This is a genomic window from Enterococcus sp. DIV0756 (assembly GCF_051710745.1).
GTDB lineage: Bacteria > Bacillota > Bacilli > Lactobacillales > Enterococcaceae > Enterococcus_A.
Window position 1 is genome coordinate 673,409 of record NZ_JBIOLF010000002.1, and the last position, 20,735, is coordinate 694,143.

A 20,735-nucleotide genomic window follows, 5' to 3' on the forward strand; every position below is an offset into this window, starting at 1 on the left:
AGTATGGAAAAAATCGTATCAGTAAATGAGGTAAAGAAAACTTACGGAAAAGGCAACCAGAAAAAAACGCAAGCCTTAAAGGGAATCTCATTTGAAGTAGAGAAAGGCGAGTTCGTCGGAATCATGGGGGCATCTGGCTCTGGGAAGTCGACGCTATTAAATTTACTCGCTACGTTGGATAAGCCGACGGACGGTAAAATCCAAATCAATCAATCCGATGTCACAAAATTATCAGGCAATCAATTGGCAGATTTTCGCAGTCGTGAGATTGGCTTTATCTTCCAAGATTTCAACTTGTTGGAAAATTTGACAGCAGCTGAAAACATCGCAGTTCCGTTATCGTTACAAGGGGCTAAGAGCAAAGTCATCCATCGGCGAGTGGCTGAAGTGGCAAAACGCTTATCAATCGATGGTATTTTAAACAGCTATCCGGCTCAAATCTCTGGTGGACAAAAGCAGCGGGTGGCTGCGGCTCGGGCTTTAATTACGCAACCAACGATTCTTTTAGGCGATGAACCAACAGGTGCGTTGGATTCTAACAGCGCGCGGGATCTTTTAGATACAATGGAGGAACTGAATCAGAAGGATCAGGTGTCGATTTTATTGGTAACCCATGATCCATTTTCAGCCAGTTATTGTCAACGAATCCTGTTCATTAAAGATGGGGTCATCTATCAAGAAGTAAAAAGAGAAAATCAAACCCGAGAAGCTTTCTATCGTCAAATTTTAAGTATTCTCGGTAATTTGGAACAGTAGGGGGTGATTCGATGCTTTTAAAATTATCACTCGCTGGAATCAAAGGCCGTCTGCGAGACTATGTGGTGCTCTTTTCAGGCCTTGTGGTGGCGTCCGGAATCTTTTATATGTTTGAGGGTCTGGCGACTAATAAGACCTTCTTAGAAAGCAATTCGATGATCTCGTCAGTAGTAATGATCTTTCACTTAGGGACCGTCCTGCTTTCAATTATCACCTTTGTCTATATTTTATATGCTAATTCCTTCTTGATGTCGATGCGGCAGAAGGATTACGCGATGTTTATGATGTTGGGGGCAAAAGGTCGTAAGATCGCTCAACTGATTTTTATTGAAACCTTTGTAGTAGGGGTTAGTGCGACACTTGTCGGAACCTTGTTAGGTATTGGCTTGAGTGGTGTTGTGCAGCAATTATTGGTTAAACAGCTAGCTATCAAGATCACTCACTTTACCGCTGTAAATTCTTCAGCTGTAGTATTCACGTTGATCTTTTTCACAGTAATCTTCTTACTAGCGGCCTTTGTAAATGCCATGACGATCGTGAAAAAGCCGATCTTAAACTTGTTGAAAGCCAGCGAAACCCCATTGCCAGCAAATCGTAAAATTATTACGTTGGTCTTGGAAGTACTCGCAGGGATCGTATTTTTAGGAATCGGCTATTTCATGATGACGCAAGTAATGAAGCTGGCCTTCCTAGCCTTGATCGTAGCGTTGATCACGATTATTTTAGGAACCTATTTTGTCTTCCATTCCATCCTGATTTTTGTACTAGATTTACTGAAACGCCGCGATAGCATCGCATTGAAGAAGTTGAACAATTTCACGTTGTCGCAGTTGAGCTTCCGAATTCAAGATTACACGAGAATTTTGTCAATGGTGGCTATGCTCTTTGCCTTGGCTCTCGGTGCGATTACCGTTGGATTAGGTTTTCATAACGAAATTATGAAAATGACGGAATCAACAGCTGCGTATGATCTCGTGTTAAATAATGGGCAAAATTTCAGTGCTTCCGAGTTGGACACAATTAAACCGACTTCAGATGCGGTTTATCAGCAAAAAGAGGACAATGAAAATGTTTATTATGATCGTTCACAGTTTGACCAAAAACCATTGGTCGTCAAGGAGTTCTCAGCTAGTCGTCAAACAAAAGAAGTACGTTACACAGGGGAACAGCTAGCCAATGATTTGAGTGCTTCTGATCAATTACGGTCGTTAGAATTACCAGAACAAAGTACGAAGAAACATCAATTTTTATCTAGTGACGCTTTTGCAGCATTACCAGGAACTCCAACAGAAATCCGTCTGATCACCGTTGCTGATTTTGCAAAGGACAAAGGTAAATTAAAAGCTTTGGCCGAAGAAAATTTCCGTAAAAATCCGACTTTGGATAAGAATCAAACAACTATGAATCAAAAAGTCTTGGTTTATGACCTATACAACGCCTTATTCTCAGGATTTGAATTTATGGGCTTCTTCCTTGGAATTGCCTTTTTGACAATGTTAGCCAGCTGCTTGATGTTCAAAATTTTATCTGGCGCGAAAAGCGATATTCAACGCTACAGTATGTTGGAAAAAATCGGGGCACGGCGTCAGCTATTGAAGCAATCGATTCGCAAAGAAATCGGAATCTTATTTTTAGTTCCGGGATTATTAGGGGTTACCCATGTCTTGTTCGGACTACAGCTCTTTAAGACGTTATTAACTGAGCCCTACAGTAACATATGGGTACCGTTTCTGATCTTCTTTGTTCTATACTTTATCTACTATGTATTAACCGTGTGGATCTACACAGGAATTGTTATGAAACGCGAAGCCTAAAATGCTAGCCCCTTCCAGTTTAGTCTGGAAGGGGCTTTTTAGTCTATTTTGATTTGAAAGTGGTTTTGGAACGCTTTTAACGTGGTAAGAAAATCACCTCCCAAAATTGATAAACGAATGCGGAAACTTCAGCATAGACAAAATGAAGCGGTACGGATTCCTTTATCTATACACAAGAATAAATAGAAGACGACACCTTTATGAAAAATATAGACAGACAGAAGGAATAGGGATGTCTTTTTTTTGGCAACAATCAGAACGTACGTTCGGGTAATATAATAGTCAGAAGAGGCCACTTCTAATAATTTAAAGAAAAGAGGAAATATAATGGCAAGTACAGAAGCAGTAATTAATTGGTTCAGAGCTCGACAAGGTCGGGTGACATACTCAATGACTAATCGGTTAGGTCCAAATAGTTATGATTGTAGCTCAGCGGTCTATTTTGCGCTAATTGAAGCAGGATTTTTACCGGGAGGAACTTCCATTGGGAACACGGAAAGTTTATACCGATTAGAAGGAAGTTTGCTACAACCGATCAACCGAAGTGAAGCAAAAAGAGGCGATATTTTCGTTTCTGGAACGAAAGGTGCAAGTGGTGGAGCTAATGGACATACAGGTGTCTTCTTAAGTAACAGTCAAATTATTCATTGTACCTATCCATTGAATGGGATTGGGGAAACGGCTGCTTCAGGATGGATGGGAGGACCACCAACGTTTTGCTACCGTCTAAAAGGCGGAAGTGTCAATCCGGGAAATAAAAACGGGATTGCGATTGATAACATTTCTAATGACCAAGCAAAAACAATGGTTGCCTGGATTCAAACCCAATATTGCTGGACACTATTACGGGATCAAGTGAAAGCAAGACAGCAAAGTGATGGTCGTTATACCATGCTCATTACTTGCAACCCGACCAATAAGAAATTAAATGAAGCTACAGCTCGTACACAACAAGAGCTACGTACGTATCAGCCTGGGTATATGCAACAAAATATTGCGATTGTTAATGGAGATAAAACAGTATCTACTATTGAGTGTAGAAACTTGACCAAAGCTCAAACAGATCAAATGGTGCCTCATTTGCGCAATTTCTTAAAAGATATCTTGTTGTCCGATCAAACCTATGGGTATGCGAATGCTTATGGTACTTGGGATGTTCGTGTGAAGGGTGAAGGATTTAATGATGTGGATACACCAATCGTTCGAAATGAAATTGAGGCTCGAGTGAAAAAGACCGGAGCCAATGCGTTTGCTGTAAAAGCATTCAAATATTAAGCAACTAATTTTAGAGAAGATCGCTGTTGAGGCGATCTTTTTTTGTACTTAAAGGGAGTATAAAATTTTCACATAAATAAATCGCTTTACAGCAGGAATATCCATGTCCGGCTTCACGAACTAGCTTTATCGGCAATAAGCAAAAATATTTCGAAATTTGAGAAACAATTTAGAAATATTTTGGTCTTATTGCTCAAAAGCTGAGCGAGTTCGCGAAGCCTTTCTTACTTCAATAATAGACTAGGAAATTTCCTGGCAGCTTTTTTAGCATGGAGAAACGCCTATTTTTCTCCTGTTTTCAGTGGGAAAACAGGTACATTGATCATGCCGTTTTTGTCCGTTTGTACCTAACCGGTCATTTTTCTTTTGACGATCAGATGAAGGCAGTGTCTCCATAAGTAAAGCACGTGATTCGTTTGTGGAGATGGTCCAATTTTGCCCGCCAAACGTATTTTTTTACTTATCAGATGATAAATAATAAGATATTAATAAAAGGAGCGTGTCTATGAAGAAAGTTATAGTAATAGGTGCAGGCGTCGCTGGACTCTCTGCCGCAGTGAGATTGCAAAAATTAGGCTACTCCGTACAACTCTTTGAGAAGGCTAGCCAAGTAGGCGGAAAAATGAATCAAATTAAAAAGGACGGATTTACCTTTGATGTAGGACCGACCATTGTCATGATGCCGGATATCTATCGAGAAGTTTTTGAGTTTTGCGGGAAAGACCCGGATGCGTACATTCCGATGGAAAAGATTGATCCCATGCTGAAGCTGTATTTTTCTGAGGATGAGCCCTTAGTTTTTTCATCGGATTTAGTTGAATTGACGAAAACGCTGGAAGGAATATCTGAAGAGGATGCGCAAGGCTATTTTGCTTTTCTGGCGGATATTTACAAGCGCTATTTGATCGCAAAAGAATCGTTTATTATGCGTTCATTTCGCTCGTTTTGGGATTTTTACAATCCAAAATCACTATTAAATGGGTTGAAGCTGAAGACCTTCGGCGATGCGTATAGTTCTATTTCGAAATTTGTCAAAGATGATCGTTTACGAAAATCATTGGCATTCCAAACACTTTATATTGGTATTTCACCGTATCAAGGGCCTTCTTTGTACACGATTATTCCCATGATTGAATTGCTGTATGGGATTCACTTTATGAAGGGCGGCATGTACACACTGGCTCAAGGGCTGGAGCGTCTCTTTGTCGAGTTAGGAGGAGAAATCTATTGTGATACGGAAGTTCAGGAAATTCTGATTGAGAACAAAGAAGCAATAGGGATCAAGGTGGCGGATAAAGCTATTTTGGCGGATGCAGTTGTCTGTGGAGCTGACTTTCCTTATGCGATGAAGCATTTATTGCCAAATGAAAAAGATCGCGGAAAGTATACCGATCAAAAAATTGATCAGATGGAATATTCTTGCTCCTGTTTTCTGCTCTATTTAGGATTAGATAAAAAATACGATGCCGAAGCGCTGCATTCGATCCATTTTGCTACTGATTTCGAAAAAAATATTTCAGACATTTTTGATCAAGGGGTGCTGCCAGATGATCCTTCCTATTATTTGTACGTGCCGACACTACTAGATCCTGAGATGGCAAAAGAGGGGCATGAAACATTGTATGTCTTGGTGCCGGTGCCGGAATTGTCGAAATTCTCGGACTGGGAGGAAGCAACCATTCAGCAGTATCGGAACCATGTAATTCAAAAGATTCAACAGGAAACGGTCTTTACGGATCTTGAAGAGCATATCGTTTTTGAGGAACACTATACACCAAAAGATTTTGATCAGAATTTTAATGCTTACCGTGGGGCGACATTTGGTTTGAAACCAACATTGAAGCAAAGCAACTATTACCGTCCCCACAATAAGTTCAATTATGCAGATCGCCTGTATTTTTGCGGAAGCAGTACCCACCCGGGAGCAGGGGTCCCAATCGTTATGCAAAGTGCCAAATTAGCAGTGGAGGAGCTGATGCGCGATGACCGATAAACTAGCTGAGAAGTTCCTGGAGCAGCAAGAAGATTTTGCTGTTTGCGAAAGCATTATCAAACATCATTCGAAGAGCTTTTATGCCGCGTTTTCGAAATTACCAGAGCAAAAGGCGATGAGTGTCTATGCGATCTATGCTTTTTGTCGTCAGGCGGATGATCTGATTGATGTAGAAAAAGCGCCGGAAAAATTAGAAGAGATGCGCAGACAGCTGGAGGAATTCCAAAATGGAGATTGTCCGGATGAGCCCATGTGGCGTGCGCTAGCGGTGGTTTTTGAACACTATCCTCTAAATATCAACTATTTTTATGACATGCTGGAAGGACAGCGGCGCGATGCTCATTTTAAACAGCCTGAAACCCAAGCGGAGTTAGAAGAGTATAGTTATTATGTTGCTGGATCTGTTGGCTTGATGCTGCTGCCGATCCTTTCTCAAGAATGGCAAAGCATTGTTGAAGAAGCCAAGGAGCTAGGCAAAGCGATGCAGATTACCAATATTTTACGCGACATTGGGGAGGATGCGGCAGAAGCTCGTATTTATTTACCAAAGGAAAAAATGCTCGCATTCGATGTCACGAACGAGGCTATTCACGCCCATCAGAAAACGCAAGGCTTCATTGCTCTTTGGGAGTACGAAGCACGACGAGCAGAAGCAGCTTATGAAAAAAGTCGTGAGATGATGCCGTTGATCGATGAGGATTGTCGAGGGCCATTACTTGCAGCTAGCTATCTCTATCGGGAGATTTTGAATGCTGTTCGTGAGAATGACTATCAAGTGTTTACCCGCAGGCACGCAGTGAAGGCATCTCGGAAGCTTATTGTGTTTAAAGAAATCAATAGTGAACTAAAAAATATTGCAACTATCTCTTAATAAATGAAGCTCATCTTAGTAACCTTTAGAACAGAATTCTAGGGTGTTAAGATGAGCTTTTTGTTATAAAAAAGGGCTCACGTTTCCACAAACCCTCGAAACAAATAAATTCCAAGAATCGCATTAAAACCCATCGCGGAAATCACGCTGAAGCGTTCAGGAATTCCGAAGTATTGAGTAGGAACGACATTAATCCCGATTGCTCCAGCGACCATGAGCAGGAGTGCGAAGGCTGCCCATTTTCCTAATGATCGGTAGTCTTCAGAACGGAAGCTGCCAATCATAATAGTCAACAGCGAAGCAATGGAGAGCCCAACGACCAGCACCGTTACAACTACGTGCATGAGGTCTTGAAAGGCGCCGGCAAAGCCGCTATCGGTCAGAGGAAACATAGTATAACCTACCGCTGATAACCACAGCATGACAGCGAAAAGGTAGATCCCGATGCGCAAAGACTTGGTCAGTTTTCCTTGGATATAGACACAGACCAGCATGATACAGACCACACTGCCAATACCAGACAGGGAAGATAGCTGGTTCCATAAAATTCTGGAGGGGGAATTCTCTGCACTTAGATCACTGACCGCCTGGGCCATCCAATCATAGCCAGGGTAAGCTAGCGGACTGAAAATTAGCGCCGTGACGTATGAGAGAAAACTAATAACGCCAAATAGGCCCAACCATTGAATGAGGTCTCTTCTTTTAGCCATGAGTAGGTTCTCCTGTTCGGTAAAGTTTGTTGAATTGGTGGATATGCTGTTCCAGTGTCTGCAATGCAGCTGCTTCTCTATCGGGATGCCGATCACAAATCGTCAACAGCAAATGAATTGGTGCGTAAAATTGCAGCGCCATAATCTGGGGATCGCTTGGCTGCATGACACCTGCTTGTATGAGCATCGAAAACAGCATTCCTTGATAGGAAAGTGGATTGTCTGCGTATTGCTTCGTGAACATTGCGGCCAGCTCGTTGTTTTGAAACTGTTCGATTGTCAACAGTTTGCGAAAATTTGCCGCATAATCATCATGTAAAAAGAAAGCAAATAAGTTTTTCCCTAGTTCTACAAGCTGTTCTTCTGTCATACGTTCGAAAAAGTTCACGTCAGTGTGGCTATCTTGCCCGTTCATCTGCAGCTTGTTCATATTTTCTTTGTAGCGCTGGTTCATTTTTTGCACAACTGCATCAAATATTTCTTGCTTATTTTTATAATGCTTATACAAAGAGGGGGCTTTGATCCCAACGGCTTGTGCGATCTCCTCAACACTGACCGTATCATAGCCTTTTTGGGCAAAGAGACGAGAGGCTTCTGCAAGGATTCGTTCTTTTGTAGGAAGGTTGCTCATGGTGCACACTCCTTTTTGGCTAATGACTATTAGCTTTTCTTCCATTTTAGCTAATGGTTATTAGCCTGTCAATTGAATTTTTGGGAAGTCCCCCGAAAAAATTCCATGCCTGTCTCTTTTTCTGCTGGTAACACAGGTATTTTCAGTATTGAGCTTGGGAGAAGAATCAAGATTTAAACGTTCATAAAAAATGCATAGAACTGATACCTTACAGACGGATAGTCCAGTTAAATATTTTAAGTTAGAGCACCCGTTTTACCCCTACATTCAGTTAAAAAGCCCAACAAATTATCCGAAAATTTCGTGGATAGTTTGTTGGGCATCGTTGATTAATCAACTGTTTTTTTGAACCGGGATATACATCTCAGTCAAATACTCATTTTCTGGCTGCTTTTCGTCATTTAAGTAATGGTAGTAAATACCACCGACTGCTTCATAACCATTATCGGGGATCCATTTCATAAGAGCTTCAAGTGTTGGATCTTGTTTTTCATAGGGGCCTCGATCAATTGTTACTGCGATTGTGCGTATCGGATGGGTCAGAGTGTGCAGCTCATTTCGCGCTTTGAGAGGTTTCGGAGTGGCAAAACCGATTTCTACCTCTAATGCCTCCAAGTCAACATTATGAAAGCAGACGATGGGACCGCTGCTGGGGAATGCCTCGTTTTCTTCAATCAGCTTAAGAATTCTACTGATGGCTTCGCCCATAAACTCTGCGTAGTCTTCAAAGAAATTGATCGTTTTGCGAAGCGTCAGCAGGTGCTGCTCAGGTAATTGTTTGACCCTAATATCAGCGATTTTTGTCATGATAAAATCCTCTTTTCCGTTGTCTTTAAAAGAAGCATAACAAATTCACCGACGCTTGGCTTGTTCTCCAATGCTCAGTTTGCTTCCTGCATGGCGATACACCGAACGATTAACTTCGTCATTTATCACTGTTTAATAGAATCAGTAAGACTAGGCAGAGAAGTAATAAGCAAGAGTTTTTAAAAAGAGGTTGGTGCCATACTTTTCTTATGGAGGCATCAACCTCTCTTGGTTTTCTTTTTTAAACTGCAGTGGCTTGGTTTTGGTCTAAGTCTTCGTCCTTTGGCAGGATGTCGTCGGGAAGGGAGTCCAAGATATCCTGAACGTTGGGAATCTCGTAGCCTTCAGGTTTTTCTTCCGACCAGGTCTTGCCGCCATCGGTTGAATACAGTGTCTTTCCGCCTTCAGATTGCTTGGTAATCATCGATTTCACGTTCTCTTCAAAGCCTTCAGGGGCTTGATCTGTCCAAGTTTTTCCGCCATCCGTGGAATATTGGATTTTTCCATCGTTGATTTTCATCGATACGCCGCCTTCAACCGGAACGGTAAAGCCGTTTTCAAGCCAGTCTTCGATCTCTTTTAGCGGGTCTGACCAGGTTTTTCCGCCATCTTCAGAATATTTCCATTGCTTTTCTTTTGGATCGAAGGTGGAGACTTTGTTTCCGTCAGTGCTTTTCCAAGTTAGTTTCCCATTTTTATCAACCGCCACACCTTCTGGCTTTTCCTCCGTCCAGGTTTTTCCCCCATCAGAGGAGAAGGTCCATTTCCCATCTTCCTGCTTCATAATCGTACTGTTTCCCTTTTGATCACTGAAGGGAAATTTAAAGGTGTTTTTAGTGGAGGTGATGGTTTCTGATTTGGAATTTTGGTAGCGCAAACGGCCATCATCGTCTTCATAAATGCCATCAGGCGGTGTGGTGGACCATGAAAGACCTTCATCAGAAGAGAACTCCCAGCGCCCGTTGTTTCGGCGAATTTTGACATCGTCTACCGCCGTTTTTTTATTGTGTTTACTTGGAAAGGTGACCTCCGTCTGACTATTGGCTTTTGCTTCCGTCACAGCCTTTCCGATATTGTAGGAGACGACTGAAAGCCCGATCAATATCGTGAGTACGACTACTCTTACTGTAAAAGGAATATCTCGTAGAATGGTGGACCAGGTTATTTTGGCTGAACTGTTGGGGATTTTCCTGTTTTTCATATGCACGACCTCATTTCTATTTTATGTAGCCACTATAAATGGCGAACCTATAATGAAGCTGTAATTGAAAAAGACATTCATGGGGCAACAATAATTGAAGAAAATCTATAGTATTTGTAAAAATCGTTTCATTACGCGCGTTATGTTTGGCGATTCAAGCTTCATTAGAGGTTCATCCTATATAATTGAGAGGAGCGTTGAGAAGGTTGGTCCAACTTTTTGTAGAAAAAGAGGAAGAAGGAGGACGCTAAATGAAACTTTTATTAGTTGAAGATGAGGCGATGTTAGCGGAGGCTACCGCTCAAATTTTGAAAAAGCAAGGCTACTCAGTTGATCTTGCAGAAGAGGGAGAATATGGTTTGGATTGTCTGCTTTCAGGCGTATATGATTTAGCAATTTTAGATATTATGTTGCCAAATAAAGACGGCTTGATGATTTTAAAGGAAGCCAGGGAAGCTGGTATTGATATTCCGATCCTGATGCTGACGGCAAAAGGCGAATTAGAGGATCGCGTTGACGGACTGAATAGCGGAGCGGATGATTATTTGTGCAAACCATTCCAATACCAAGAATTGCTGGCGCGACTAAAGGCACTAGGCAGACGAAAAGGCGAATTTAAAATTGATGGCTTACTTTCCTTTGGTGATTTTGAACTGAATCCTTACAATTTACAGTTGAAGACGCAGATGGGAGAGCGAAGCTTAACAAAAAAAGAAGCAAATATTTTGGAAATCCTAGTAGCGAATTATCCACAACTAACCTCAAAGGATCGAATGATTGAAAAGGTTTGGAGCTATGATTCGGAGGCTGAAGACAATCATGTCGAGATGCATATATCCCTCTTGAGAAAAAAGCTGCGCCAAGTAGAGAGCGTCGCTCAAATTAAGGTTGTGCGAAATTTAGGCTATCGTTTAGAGTTTACTCAAGGTGATGTCGATGATTAAGCAATTTAGAAAACGCCTGATCGTAATGACGACTGTTTTTGTGACGCTTATCCTAATTGCAGCTTTTGCGACGATTTTTCTAACAACCTATTTGAAGCAAAAATCGGATAATTATGAAAAATTGAATCAGACCGAACAGCTGCGGATTACGGGGGGCAAAGTCAGCTTTGACGAGAAGAGTGCGGATACGATGGAAATTAATCGCATCGTGCCGGGGGCTGGTGTCTATTTCAACATGTTGGTAGACAAATCTGGTAAGCCGTTTATGATAGATTCTGCATTGAAGCTGTCAAAAAAGCAGTATCATAAAGCCGCAAAATACACTTGGAAACATCAAGACGGTGGTGTGATAAAGATGAACGGGCGTGAATGGGAATACGTAGTTGCACCTGCTATCGCCAATTTTGATTATGGCAATAGCGCTCAGGACCAAGACAATCAGAAAAAGGATGAGACATATCTCATGCGTTTTCTAGATGTTACGGATTCAAAAAAAAGCTTAGTGACTCTGGGAACTACCTTAATCGTCGTGGGGCTAGGCTTGATCCTTTTCTTTTTTTTAGTCATTGTTTTCTTTACGAATCGTGCGCTGCGTCCGATGGAGGAAGCCTGGAAAAAGCAAAAGCAGTTTATCGCCGATGCGTCTCATGAACTGAAGACGCCGCTAAGCATTGTTTCAACGAATGTCGATGTTCTTTATGCGAGTCAGGAGGATACCATCAGAGACCAGCTGAAATGGCTGGATAATATCTCTCGTGGCACGAAACGAATGAATGGACTCGTCAACAAATTACTTATTGTAGCGAAAGCCGATAGCAGCTTTGACCAGCTAAACGTGACGAGTGTTCAAGTGGATCAGCTGCTTATAAATGCGTTAGCCAATTACGAAACCAAGCTTGAAGAGAAACGGGTGACGCTCAATAGAAACATCGCAAAAATGACCATAAAAACAGATGAAATCTTACTTCAGCAGCTTTTCGATATCTTTATTGATAATGCCAGCAAATATACAAACGAAAAGGGTGTGCTAGATGTTTCCTTAGAAGTCAAAGGTCGAGAGGGAATCATTACTTTTCAGAATACCGGTGATGGCATCTCCGAAAAAGACCTGCCCAAAATTTTTGATCGCTTTTACCGTACCAATGAGGTCCGTCAAAAATACGAGGGCAGCTATGGCTTAGGCTTATCCATTGCCCAAGGGATCATTGAGCAATTGGGTGGAACCATTAATGTCGAAAGCACAGTAAATGAGGTGACTAAGTTTACGATTCGCTTGCCTTTAAAGAAGCAATTCTCGACTAATAAATAACTGTCCTGCATGTTTAGCAGACTTTGATTGAACACTCGCCTATGATTGGCGAGTGTTTTTGTTTTCTAAATCCAAGCCTTAATCAATCTTCTTTTTTGATCTGTCATCAGTGGTAGTTGATCAGAAAATATTTGGATAATAATTTCAGCTAAACAGCCGAATAGTAATTCCTTTCATGAAAAAGTCTATTGATTATAGGTTCATTATAGTTAGGTGCTGTATAGTAACTTTCACATCAGAGGCATTACAGAAATGGAGGTGAAAGAAATGCTGATGCGTTCTCTCGTACTGTCATTGATTCTCACCACAGTTGTTAACATACTTTTTTCTAACCGACACAATGACACCAAATAGGAGATTGGAAATGATTGCTATTTTGATCCATTTTTAAATGAAAAATTCGGACTACGTTTTTCTTTTACATGTTCTATTAAATTACTACTTCAGTTGTTTTAATAGTGACAAATGCCCCATTTTTTTCGCTAAGTAAACGGCGACGGACTATAAAGTTGAAAAGTCTATTCATTGGAACCGATAAATAGACTTTTTTGTGTCCAACCGACGACACGATGGACTATTCAAGGTTCATTATAGGTTGAATCGTTATAGTGGGAACACCAGATTTGACCCATGTGGGTGAGGAAAACAATGTGAAGGGGAGTAAGAAAATGAAGGAAATGATTTTAAAAACCAATGATCTTACAAAAAAATATTCTGGAGGCGCAGGTGCAAAGCAAATAAATATGACGTTGAGGAAGGGAGATATCTACGGTTTTATCGGCCAAAACGGTGCAGGAAAAACCACCCTTTTACGCCTGATCACCCGGCTGATCCATCCAACCAGCGGAAATCTTGAGCTTTTTGGGAGCAGCGAGGAACAGGCACTGATCCTGGCAAGAAAAAGAATTGGCGCCATGATTGAAATGCCGGCTTTTTTTCCAAAAATGACAGCACGGGAAAATCTGGAGTATTACCGTATACAGCGAGCGATCAAGAATCAAAGCGAAATCGAACGCGTCCTGAAATTAGTCAATTTAGACGCGACCGGGAGCAAATCATTCAATCAATTTTCGCTTGGAATGAAGCAGCGTTTGGGACTGGCCTTAGCAATCATGGGAGAGCCCGAATTATTGATTCTAGATGAGCCGATAAACGGCTTGGACCCAACAGGAATGATCGAGTTTCGTGAAATCATTCGCCAGCTAAATCGAGAGAGGAACCTAACCATCCTAATCTCTAGCCATATCCTTTCAGAACTCACGCAAATAGCCACAAGGTATGGCGTTATTCATCACGGAGTGCTCATAAAAGAATTTACCAAGGAGGAGCTAGACAAAAATGTTCAAGGATATATCTCTATGAGGGTCAGCAGCGCGGTAAAGGCTGGAGATTTAATCCAGTCAACCTTGAACACGGCACAAGTTGAGGTGCCATCAACAGAGGAAATTCGACTCTTCGGTTTTTCTAAAGACACGTCGCAGGTGATCGATCTTTTAAGTACTAATGGCATAAAAATCTATTCATCTAATGAAGTAAAGATAAATTTGGAGGACTATTTCATCCGTCTATTAGATGAAATAGTGTAAAGGAGTACAGATGATGGTTCATATAATAAAATCAGATATTTTTCGTTTATGCAAAGGGGCAGCCGTTCGCAATGTTCTTTTAGCGGGCATCCTCATTATTGTTATTACTGGAATAAACATGTCGGGATCTAGCAGCGGTTTTGGAGGAGTCGGTGTTCAATCCACCGCCAGTGCCGCGAGATCCTTGCCCGGGAATGGTGCTGAATTCCTACAGCAGATGCGTGATGATGGGCTCTTTCCTTTCTTTATATTAGCCTTTGCTGTAGCTGTGCTGGGGGCGGAGTATTCGACCGGAACGATTCGAAACAGCTTGTCCTATTTTGATGATCGCAGGAAAGTATACTATGCAAAATGCCTGACTGGATTATTATGCTGTTTAGTTTATTCCTGCTTGTGCTTGATCGTAAGCTTCATAGTGGGGACACTCCTTTTCGGTCTCGGCGGCTTCAGTTTGACGCTGGTCATAAAAGTTTTTCTCCAGCTTCTCTTATCCATTCCGTTGTATATCGGAATGATCGCTATTGGACATGGGCTGCTGGTTTTTACGAAGCGGACAAGTATCACTATTGCGGCCTATTTGATTGGGTTAATTGTTTTTCCATCCTTTACGAATCAACTCTTTCAATTATTTCCAAAAGCAGAATGGCTGCAGCTTTGTGATCCATTATCGGCATTTTCTGTGTTATCAAGGTTTTGGGAATTTCCCTCCGGTACGGTTGGAATGATTCTTCTATTTTGGCTTTTCTTAGATGTACTTCTGCTGTTTGCCGGATCACGGCTGTATGCTACCGCGGATATTGCGTAGCAAAATAAACATGTCGACTCTTGAAAGGAGATTTTTATGCCCAATACTAAACAATCGATTATTACATTTGTGATCCTTTGCTTTGCACTGAGTTCCGTTTTCTATGTGCTTATTATCAACTATCAGATGTTAGATATGGCTAACTTCCTGATGTGGTGTCCTGGTGTTGCTGCGATAATTGTTCAGCGGCTTTATTACCGCGAAGTGAAGAGGTTCAATTTGAAGAAAGCTAATCTGAAGAATGTGTTGTTAGGAATCGTTATTCCACTTAGCTACAGTCTTTTATCATACAGTATCTACTTAATCCTACGAGGAAAAGAAGGCTTCTCAGGTAATTTCATTGAGGCGCTTCTAAGGAAGCCGTTTCTACTACTCTTGTACCTAGGTCTTTTCCTCTTCACCGCTTTAGGAGAGGAAATAGGCTGGCGCGGCTTCTTGAATCGTGAAATGTTCCAGCTTTTCGGCTATCGCAAAGGAGCCTTTCTAACTGGTTCTATCTGGGCGCTCTGGCATTTACCTTTGATTCTCGCGGGTTATGTGTCCGATATTCCGATTTGGTACCAAGCACCAATTTATGTGATCCAATGTATTGCCATTTCCTATCCGATGTCGTATTTAAGTCTTAAATCAAAAAGTGTGTGGCCGGCAGCCTTCTTTCACTTTACCCACAACTTTGTCATTCAAGTTCTACTAGATCAATCAATTAACGGACCAAACAAACCGTATTTAGTCGGTGAAACTGGCGTTCTGACTATTTTGATTTTATTGATTGTCTCTTTTCTGTATGCAAAGAAGCCCGTTGATTCGCTAGAAACAAATGGAAAGTTTTAGACCTTTAAAAAGGCTGTGCCGAGTAATCATACTTCGCACTGCCTTTTTTCGCGCCTCAATTTGTCTCTTTACATGGGTAGAATGAACGAGATACGTTTCGTTTTGTTGGTGTGAATCAAAGACGATCTTTTCATTGTATTCTAAATACGTCATGCTATAGTTAGTAAAAATACAGAATGCGGTTTATGAAAGGAGTCACTCTTGGAAGAGCAACGCTTAAAGAATATGTGGGAAATCTATGGCAGTGAAAAACGTTTCAATTATGCGAGGATTCAGGATCGTTTAGGAGAAAATCATCCGACCATGCGATTTCGAGCAAATGAGCCGATCGTGATGCGCGGGGAGTTTCCAACGTACATCTATTTTATTTGCAGCGGGGTAGCGGTTGGGATCAGGGATTACGAGGACGGCAGTGAATACGATTATTTTCAACTGGATAAAACCAATGGTAGTGTCGGACTCTTAGAAACTTTGGCGCAAAAGGAAGCGATAATCGCTACGATCACTTGTTTAACGGACGTAGAGGTGGTACGGGTACCGTCAGCTACAGTCTATCAATGGATCATGCAGGATTTGGAGCTGCTGCGACTTAGCGCGAACCTTCTGGCGGATGATCTTTATCATCGCTCAGGTAGTGATGGATTCTTTTACCAGCTTCACGGTGTGGATCGTTTGCGCTATTATTTGGTACAGTATTACGATAGCCATTTGAAAAGCGGAGAACCTTTAGTTGAGGTACAGGAGTTTCGAGAAAAAATCGGCAACAAGCTTGGGATGAGCGTGCGGACAGTCGGTCGGGCCTTAAAAAAACTGCGGGAAAGTCAAGAAATCGTCAGCATAGATCGTAAAATCTACGTTGGACCAAAGGAAAGGCAACGACTGCAGCAGAACTTAACGCGCAGTTAAAATTCGATTATCTACCACGAAGGGACACATGACCTTTCGTGGTCTTTTCATTTTAACTATACTAATGGCAACAGGAAGGAAGCCCTTACAAAGTGAGGGGTTGCTTTCAAAAAAGAAGGAAAGTAGGAAGAGAGATGAAACGTGGATTAAGGTATGACTTCGGTCTGCAGGCATTGATGCTGATTCCAGTCGGTGTGTCTTTAAATGTTGTCGGGTATCAGCTATGTACGATATTAAAGCTTCCAGTTTTTATTGATCAGATTGGTACGTATCTAGTGGCGATGGTAGCAGGACCCTGGGTTGGAGTGATGACCGGTTTTTTAGGAAATGTGGTCAATGGGATGCTGAATCCGGTGGCGATTCCTTATGGTTTGGTTTCCATGAGTATTGGACTATTCGCTGGATATTTTTCTCGATTTAAATTTTTCAATCATTTGATTGGGATGATTGTTGCCTGTGGTGTGTTGACGATTGTTTCAGCGGGAACAGCCGCAATTGTGACAGTGTTTATGTTTGGCGGCATCACCGGAGCGGGGACTGACCTTGTAACGGCAGCTTTTTTAGCGGCAGGGCGTCAGTTATGGGATTCGGTGTTTTCAACGAATATCATCACCGGAACCATCAATACAATTTTGAATTTTGCTATCAGTTATCTAGTCGTTAAGCGTATTCCACCGCGTTTCCTAGTTAAATTGAATTACGGTGCGACTTACATCAGTAAGGAGGTTTTGAAGCATGGCTAACCCGATCGAAAAATGGTATCCCTCCACAAAACTGATGATTGTACTTACTATCATTATCATTAGTATGTTTTCAACGATTCCGCCGGTACAATATGTGTTGTTTGGCGTAGCGCTGTTGTTGAGCCTTTGTTCAGGAAAAATCGGGCGTTTTTTAACCACTTTCTTCAAATCGATCTTCATCATTGTATTATTTATCTTTTTGGTTCAGGTATTTATCGTTAAGAATGAAGATAGTCAACCGATTTGGTGGTTTATCAGCTATTCACAAATAGGGCTGGACACAAGTATCGGCCTGTCCTCAAGGATTGTCGCTATCAGCTCAATTATTATTTGGTTCTTTCAAGTAACAAGTGTGAAGGACATCGTCGCAGCATTAGAAAAGGCTCGAATTCCGAAGAAGGTCACCTTTGTAATTTCTGCTACGATCCAATTAGTGCCACAGATGACCAAGCTTTCGCAAACCATTACCGATGCGCAGCGTGCCAGAGGAATTGAAACAGAAGGTTCTGTGTTGGTGCGGATGAAGGCGTTTATTCCCATGATGGGACCATTGGTATTAACCTCGATCCAACAAACCGATGAACGTGTATTAACCTTGGAGGCTCGCGGCTTTTCTGCCCCCATTAAAAAGACCGCGTACTATTCCATGAAGAAAACAGCGTTGGACTATCTGATCGTGGGTGTTTGTTTGCTAGGCTTGGTCGCTTATTTTGTAGGAGGTCCGCTATGAATATTACTGAATTAAAGAATGTGAGCTATCAATACCCGTTAGATTCCGATGCGATTATCAAGAATATCGATCTGACTATCGAACAGGGGAAGGTCTATGGGTTGATCGGCAATAATCAAGCGGGGAAAACCACGCTTTGCAATATTATTCGGGGCTTTATTCCGGAAATGTTTCTAGGACAGCTCTCGGGAAGTATCACCTATAAATCAAAAGTGATTCAAGAATACAATATCGGCTCGTTGGCAGCGGAGATCGGCTATTCTTCGCAAAATCCCTTCACGCAAATATCAGGAGTCAAGGACACCGTTGAAGAGGAAATCGCGTACGGGATGGAAAATATTGGTATTTCACCAGCGACGATGAAGCAAAAGGTTCAAGAATTGATCGCCCTGTTCAAGCTAGAGGCGCTAAAGGAAAAAAATCCCTTCGAGCTATCCGGTGGACAAAAGCAACGAGTGGCACTGGCTTCAATCGTCGCGTTAGACCCAGATGTTGTTATCTTGGACGAACCGACATCACAGCTAGATCCGCAGAGCACCGAAGAGGTCTTTGAGATTATTGCGATGCTGAAAAAACAAGGGAAAACGATTATTGTCGTAGAGCATAAGGTTGACCTTTTAGCGGAGTATTGTGATGAGATCATTTTATTGGAAAAGGGTCAACTCGTGAAAAAAGGTTCCGCCCATCAGGTGTTAAGCGATCCGGAGATTCTTAAGCATGGCGGTGCATTACCGCAGGTATCGCTATTTTATTTGAAGCATTTAAAGCAAAATACTTCTGTCCCAATCACCATGGAAGAAGCAATCAAAAAATTGAAGGGAGGCGCTTTTCAATGAGCTTTTTAACCTTAGAAAACGTCAGCTTCAGTTATCCAAATGGCTTTGAGGCGACAAAAAATGTTTCTGTCGAATTTCAATTAGGCGAAGCAGTGGCGATCATCGGGCAAAATGGTGCCGGAAAAACGACGACCGTCAAATTAATGAACGGTCTATTACGACCAACACAGGGACGGGTGCTGATTGATGGCAAGGAAACCAAAGGCTTGACTACCGCACAAATGGCCAAGCGAATCGGCTATGTTTTCCAAAATCCCGACGACCAGATTTTCCAGGATAGTATTGAAAAGGAAATCGCCTTTGGTCCTAAGAAACAAAAATTGGCAGCCGAGATTGTTCAAACAAGAGTTCAAGAAGCCGCAGAAGCCTGTGGATTGCAGGATGTTTTACAGGAGCATCCCTACAATTTGCCCTATTCCAAACGAAAATTCATTACGATTGCTGCCGTGATGGCGATGGACCCAGAAGTAGTCATTTTAGATGAGCCAACAGCCGGACAGGATCGCGAGTCGACAGAGCTACTTGGTAAACTGATCCGACTCTTGACCGAAAAGAAGAAAACCGTTATTACCATCACCCATGATATGGAATTTGTAACCAAGGAGTTTCAGCGGGTATTAGTCTTCGCCGAAAAACAGCTGCAAAAGGAAGGCACTCCGCGAGAAATTTTCTGGGACGAGGAATTGCTGCAACGAAGTGCCTTAAAACAGCCCTACATCTGCCAATTAGCCAAAGCCCTTGATTACCAAGATGTCATGACGATGGCTGAGCTAGAAAAGAGGATCATTGCATGAAAAACCTTCTGATTGATTGCGATCCCGGACATGACGATGCCCTGGCGATCATGGCGGCACTCGCCAATCCAGAAAGCTTTAATATACTAGGAATCACCACTATCGGCGGGAACCAAACACTAAAAAAAGTAACTGAAAATGCCCAAAATATTTTAAGCTTTCTAAAAGCAGATGTTCCATTGTCAACAGGTCAAGCAGGTCCTTTAGTCAAGCCGCTGCAAACCGCACCAGAAGCCCATGGAGATTCAGGGATGGACGGTCCCTATTTTGATGGTGCAGATTATCCAATTACATCAAGCAACGGCGTTCAATTTCTCGCCGAAAAAATTCGAGCAAGTCAGGAAAAGGTAACCCTTGTCGCTTTAGGACCATTAACCAATATTGCGCTCTTGATCAAAAATTATCCCGAAGTGCTTCCAAAAATTGAGGAAATTTCTTTAATGGGCGGCGGCATTCATCACGGCAATCACACAGCACTGGCAGAATTCAACATCTATGTCGATCCAGATGCTGCCGAGATCGTTTTTCAAAGTGGACTGCCGATCATCATGTCCGGCTTAGATGTAACGGAAAAAGCCGAGATCACGGTAGAGGAAATCCATCAACTAAAAGATAAAGGGAGAGTCAGCCAGTTAGCCTATGAATTATTGTCCTTCTATAATCAATCTGGACGACAATTTGGCTTTATCAATTCGCCGATTCATGACCTGTGTGCGGTTGTCTATTTATTAAAGCCAGAACTATTCACCGGCAGCTTCGCCAATATCCACGTCATTACCGATGATTCACCCGCACGAGGTTTAACCTATGGTGATTTTCGCAGAATCGCACCAGAACCGAAGCAGACCCTTGTGTTAGAAGAGGTCGATCGGGAAGGGTTTGTGGATGTTTTGATAGAGGCACTTGTGAGATTGGATCAAGAGACCAGAGAGACTTACTAAAAAAGTAAAAGCAATGTGAGACGTTTAAAACCAAAACGCTATAACAAAGAATAAAAGCAACGGCGATTTTCTCATTCAACTAAGAGAGAATCGCCGTTGTTCTTGTCTATTTTGCCGTTCTCTATCTAATCAAACCATCGTTTCTGTCCCACCGTCTTCTTGAATTGGTATAATAATAAAAAGACTATTCAAGCTTCTTAATGTGTCGATTTGATTCAAATTTAACTACGGGATAGTAAAAAAGTGTTTCGC

The 20,735-nt window shown here is 41.9% G+C and carries 20 protein-coding genes; 16 read left to right on the forward strand and 4 right to left on the reverse strand.

All coding sequences use genetic code 11. The annotated features are described in order from the left end of the window. Positions 1–3 precede the first annotated feature (3 nt). From IGI44_RS19685 to IGI44_RS19705, 5 genes are all read left to right on the forward strand, one after another. Positions 4–756 (forward strand): ABC transporter ATP-binding protein, encoded by a 753-nt coding sequence (locus IGI44_RS19685; protein ID WP_438789627.1) that lies wholly within the window; start codon positions 4–6, stop codon positions 754–756. An 11-nt stretch (positions 757–767) separates the two neighbouring features. Further along, a complete protein-coding gene (locus tag IGI44_RS19690; RefSeq protein ID WP_438789628.1) occupies positions 768–2,570 on the forward strand; it encodes an FtsX-like permease family protein in 1,803 nt (600 codons plus the stop codon). Positions 2,571–2,897: 327 nt separating this feature from the next. After that, the gene (locus IGI44_RS19695) at positions 2,898–3,845 is read left to right on the forward strand and encodes a peptidoglycan amidohydrolase family protein (RefSeq protein WP_438789629.1); all 948 of its coding nucleotides are present in this window, start codon (positions 2,898–2,900) and stop codon (positions 3,843–3,845) included. A gap of 505 nt (positions 3,846–4,350) precedes the next feature. Then, complete coding sequence (locus tag IGI44_RS19700) at positions 4,351–5,838, forward strand: phytoene desaturase family protein (RefSeq protein ID WP_438789630.1); 1,488 nt, start codon at positions 4,351–4,353, stop codon at positions 5,836–5,838. Continuing rightward, positions 5,828–6,709 carry a phytoene/squalene synthase family protein gene (locus IGI44_RS19705; RefSeq protein ID WP_438789631.1) on the forward strand — a complete coding sequence of 294 codons (882 nt, stop codon included), beginning with the start codon at positions 5,828–5,830 and terminating at the stop codon, positions 6,707–6,709. Before IGI44_RS19700 ends, IGI44_RS19705 begins: the two co-directional genes overlap by 11 nt. A 77-nt stretch (positions 6,710–6,786) precedes the next feature. Here IGI44_RS19705 and IGI44_RS19710 read toward each other — a convergent pair whose 3' ends face one another. From IGI44_RS19710 to IGI44_RS19725, 4 genes are all read right to left on the reverse strand, one after another. Then, positions 6,787–7,419 carry a DUF998 domain-containing protein gene (locus IGI44_RS19710; RefSeq protein WP_438789632.1) on the reverse strand — a complete coding sequence of 211 codons (633 nt, stop codon included), beginning with the start codon at positions 7,417–7,419 and terminating at the stop codon, positions 6,787–6,789. Next, positions 7,412–8,050 carry a TetR/AcrR family transcriptional regulator gene (locus tag IGI44_RS19715; protein ID WP_438789633.1) on the reverse strand — a complete coding sequence of 213 codons (639 nt, stop codon included), beginning with the start codon at positions 8,048–8,050 and terminating at the stop codon, positions 7,412–7,414. Before IGI44_RS19715 ends, IGI44_RS19710 begins: the two co-directional genes overlap by 8 nt. 333 nt (positions 8,051–8,383) lie before the next feature. Continuing rightward, complete coding sequence (locus IGI44_RS19720) at positions 8,384–8,857, reverse strand: GyrI-like domain-containing protein (RefSeq protein ID WP_438789634.1); 474 nt, start codon at positions 8,855–8,857, stop codon at positions 8,384–8,386. Positions 8,858–9,098: 241 nt separating this feature from the next. Next, on the reverse strand, positions 9,099–10,058 hold the full coding sequence (locus tag IGI44_RS19725) for an exo-alpha-sialidase (RefSeq protein WP_438789635.1): 960 nt from the start codon (positions 10,056–10,058) through the stop codon (positions 9,099–9,101). Positions 10,059–10,309: 251 nt separating this feature from the next. On the opposite strand from IGI44_RS19725, the gene IGI44_RS19730 reads away from it, so the two are divergent. The 11 genes from IGI44_RS19730 (at position 10,310) to IGI44_RS19780 (ending at position 20,483) form a co-directional block, all read left to right on the forward strand. Further along, complete coding sequence (locus tag IGI44_RS19730; RefSeq protein WP_438789636.1) at positions 10,310–11,002, forward strand: response regulator transcription factor; 693 nt, start codon at positions 10,310–10,312, stop codon at positions 11,000–11,002. Continuing rightward, positions 10,995–12,311, forward strand: a complete 1,317-nt coding sequence (locus IGI44_RS19735) for a sensor histidine kinase (protein ID WP_438789637.1) — start codon at positions 10,995–10,997, stop codon at positions 12,309–12,311. Before IGI44_RS19730 ends, IGI44_RS19735 begins: the two co-directional genes overlap by 8 nt. Positions 12,312–12,919: 608 nt before the next feature. Further along, a complete protein-coding gene (locus tag IGI44_RS19740) occupies positions 12,920–13,897 on the forward strand; it encodes an ATP-binding cassette domain-containing protein (protein WP_438789638.1) in 978 nt (325 codons plus the stop codon). Positions 13,898–13,910: 13 nt separating this feature from the next. Then, a complete protein-coding gene (locus IGI44_RS19745; protein WP_438789639.1) occupies positions 13,911–14,702 on the forward strand; it encodes an ABC transporter permease subunit in 792 nt (263 codons plus the stop codon). 36 nt (positions 14,703–14,738) lie between these two features. Continuing rightward, on the forward strand, positions 14,739–15,533 hold the full coding sequence (locus tag IGI44_RS19750; RefSeq protein WP_438789640.1) for a CPBP family intramembrane glutamic endopeptidase: 795 nt from the start codon (positions 14,739–14,741) through the stop codon (positions 15,531–15,533). A gap of 201 nt (positions 15,534–15,734) precedes the next feature. Beyond that, complete coding sequence (locus tag IGI44_RS19755; RefSeq protein WP_438789641.1) at positions 15,735–16,439, forward strand: Crp/Fnr family transcriptional regulator; 705 nt, start codon at positions 15,735–15,737, stop codon at positions 16,437–16,439. A gap of 134 nt (positions 16,440–16,573) precedes the next feature. After that, entirely contained in the window at positions 16,574–17,182 is a 609-nt protein-coding gene (locus IGI44_RS19760; protein WP_016179094.1) for an ECF transporter S component, read from the forward strand. Continuing rightward, positions 17,175–17,912, forward strand: coding sequence for an energy-coupling factor transporter transmembrane component T (locus tag IGI44_RS19765; protein WP_438789642.1), 738 nt, complete (start codon positions 17,175–17,177; stop codon positions 17,910–17,912). The genes IGI44_RS19760 and IGI44_RS19765 overlap by 8 nt, the downstream gene beginning before the upstream one ends. Next, complete coding sequence (locus tag IGI44_RS19770; protein WP_438789643.1) at positions 17,909–18,748, forward strand: energy-coupling factor ABC transporter ATP-binding protein; 840 nt, start codon at positions 17,909–17,911, stop codon at positions 18,746–18,748. The genes IGI44_RS19765 and IGI44_RS19770 overlap by 4 nt, the downstream gene beginning before the upstream one ends. Then, entirely contained in the window at positions 18,745–19,542 is a 798-nt protein-coding gene (locus IGI44_RS19775) for an energy-coupling factor ABC transporter ATP-binding protein (protein ID WP_438789644.1), read from the forward strand. Before IGI44_RS19770 ends, IGI44_RS19775 begins: the two co-directional genes overlap by 4 nt. Further along, positions 19,539–20,483: a nucleoside hydrolase gene (locus tag IGI44_RS19780; protein WP_438789645.1), complete on the forward strand. Its 945-nt coding sequence runs from the start codon at positions 19,539–19,541 to the stop codon at positions 20,481–20,483. The genes IGI44_RS19775 and IGI44_RS19780 overlap by 4 nt, the downstream gene beginning before the upstream one ends. The last annotated feature ends 252 nt before the right edge of the window (positions 20,484–20,735 follow it).

Bases quoted from the DNA above. Each gene is read 5' to 3' on its own strand.
- IGI44_RS19685 (WP_438789627.1), top strand. From the start codon at position 4: ATGGAAAAAATCGTATCAGTAAATGAGGTAAAGAAAACTTACGGAAAA.
- IGI44_RS19690 (WP_438789628.1), top strand. From the start codon at position 768: ATGCTTTTAAAATTATCACTCGCTGGAATCAAAGGCCGTCTGCGAGAC.
- IGI44_RS19695 (WP_438789629.1), top strand. From the start codon at position 2,898: ATGGCAAGTACAGAAGCAGTAATTAATTGGTTCAGAGCTCGACAAGGT.
- IGI44_RS19700 (WP_438789630.1), top strand. From the start codon at position 4,351: ATGAAGAAAGTTATAGTAATAGGTGCAGGCGTCGCTGGACTCTCTGCC.
- IGI44_RS19705 (WP_438789631.1), top strand. From the start codon at position 5,828: ATGACCGATAAACTAGCTGAGAAGTTCCTGGAGCAGCAAGAAGATTTT.
- IGI44_RS19710 (WP_438789632.1), bottom strand. From the start codon at position 7,419: ATGGCTAAAAGAAGAGACCTCATTCAATGGTTGGGCCTATTTGGCGTT.
- IGI44_RS19715 (WP_438789633.1), bottom strand. From the start codon at position 8,050: ATGAGCAACCTTCCTACAAAAGAACGAATCCTTGCAGAAGCCTCTCGT.
- IGI44_RS19720 (WP_438789634.1), bottom strand. From the start codon at position 8,857: ATGACAAAAATCGCTGATATTAGGGTCAAACAATTACCTGAGCAGCAC.
- IGI44_RS19725 (WP_438789635.1), bottom strand. From the start codon at position 10,058: ATGAAAAACAGGAAAATCCCCAACAGTTCAGCCAAAATAACCTGGTCC.
- IGI44_RS19730 (WP_438789636.1), top strand. From the start codon at position 10,310: ATGAAACTTTTATTAGTTGAAGATGAGGCGATGTTAGCGGAGGCTACC.
- IGI44_RS19735 (WP_438789637.1), top strand. From the start codon at position 10,995: ATGATTAAGCAATTTAGAAAACGCCTGATCGTAATGACGACTGTTTTT.
- IGI44_RS19745 (WP_438789639.1), top strand. From the start codon at position 13,911: ATGGTTCATATAATAAAATCAGATATTTTTCGTTTATGCAAAGGGGCA.
- IGI44_RS19750 (WP_438789640.1), top strand. From the start codon at position 14,739: ATGCCCAATACTAAACAATCGATTATTACATTTGTGATCCTTTGCTTT.
- IGI44_RS19760 (WP_016179094.1), top strand. From the start codon at position 16,574: ATGAAACGTGGATTAAGGTATGACTTCGGTCTGCAGGCATTGATGCTG.
- IGI44_RS19765 (WP_438789642.1), top strand. From the start codon at position 17,175: ATGGCTAACCCGATCGAAAAATGGTATCCCTCCACAAAACTGATGATT.
- IGI44_RS19770 (WP_438789643.1), top strand. From the start codon at position 17,909: ATGAATATTACTGAATTAAAGAATGTGAGCTATCAATACCCGTTAGAT.
- IGI44_RS19775 (WP_438789644.1), top strand. From the start codon at position 18,745: ATGAGCTTTTTAACCTTAGAAAACGTCAGCTTCAGTTATCCAAATGGC.
- IGI44_RS19780 (WP_438789645.1), top strand. From the start codon at position 19,539: ATGAAAAACCTTCTGATTGATTGCGATCCCGGACATGACGATGCCCTG.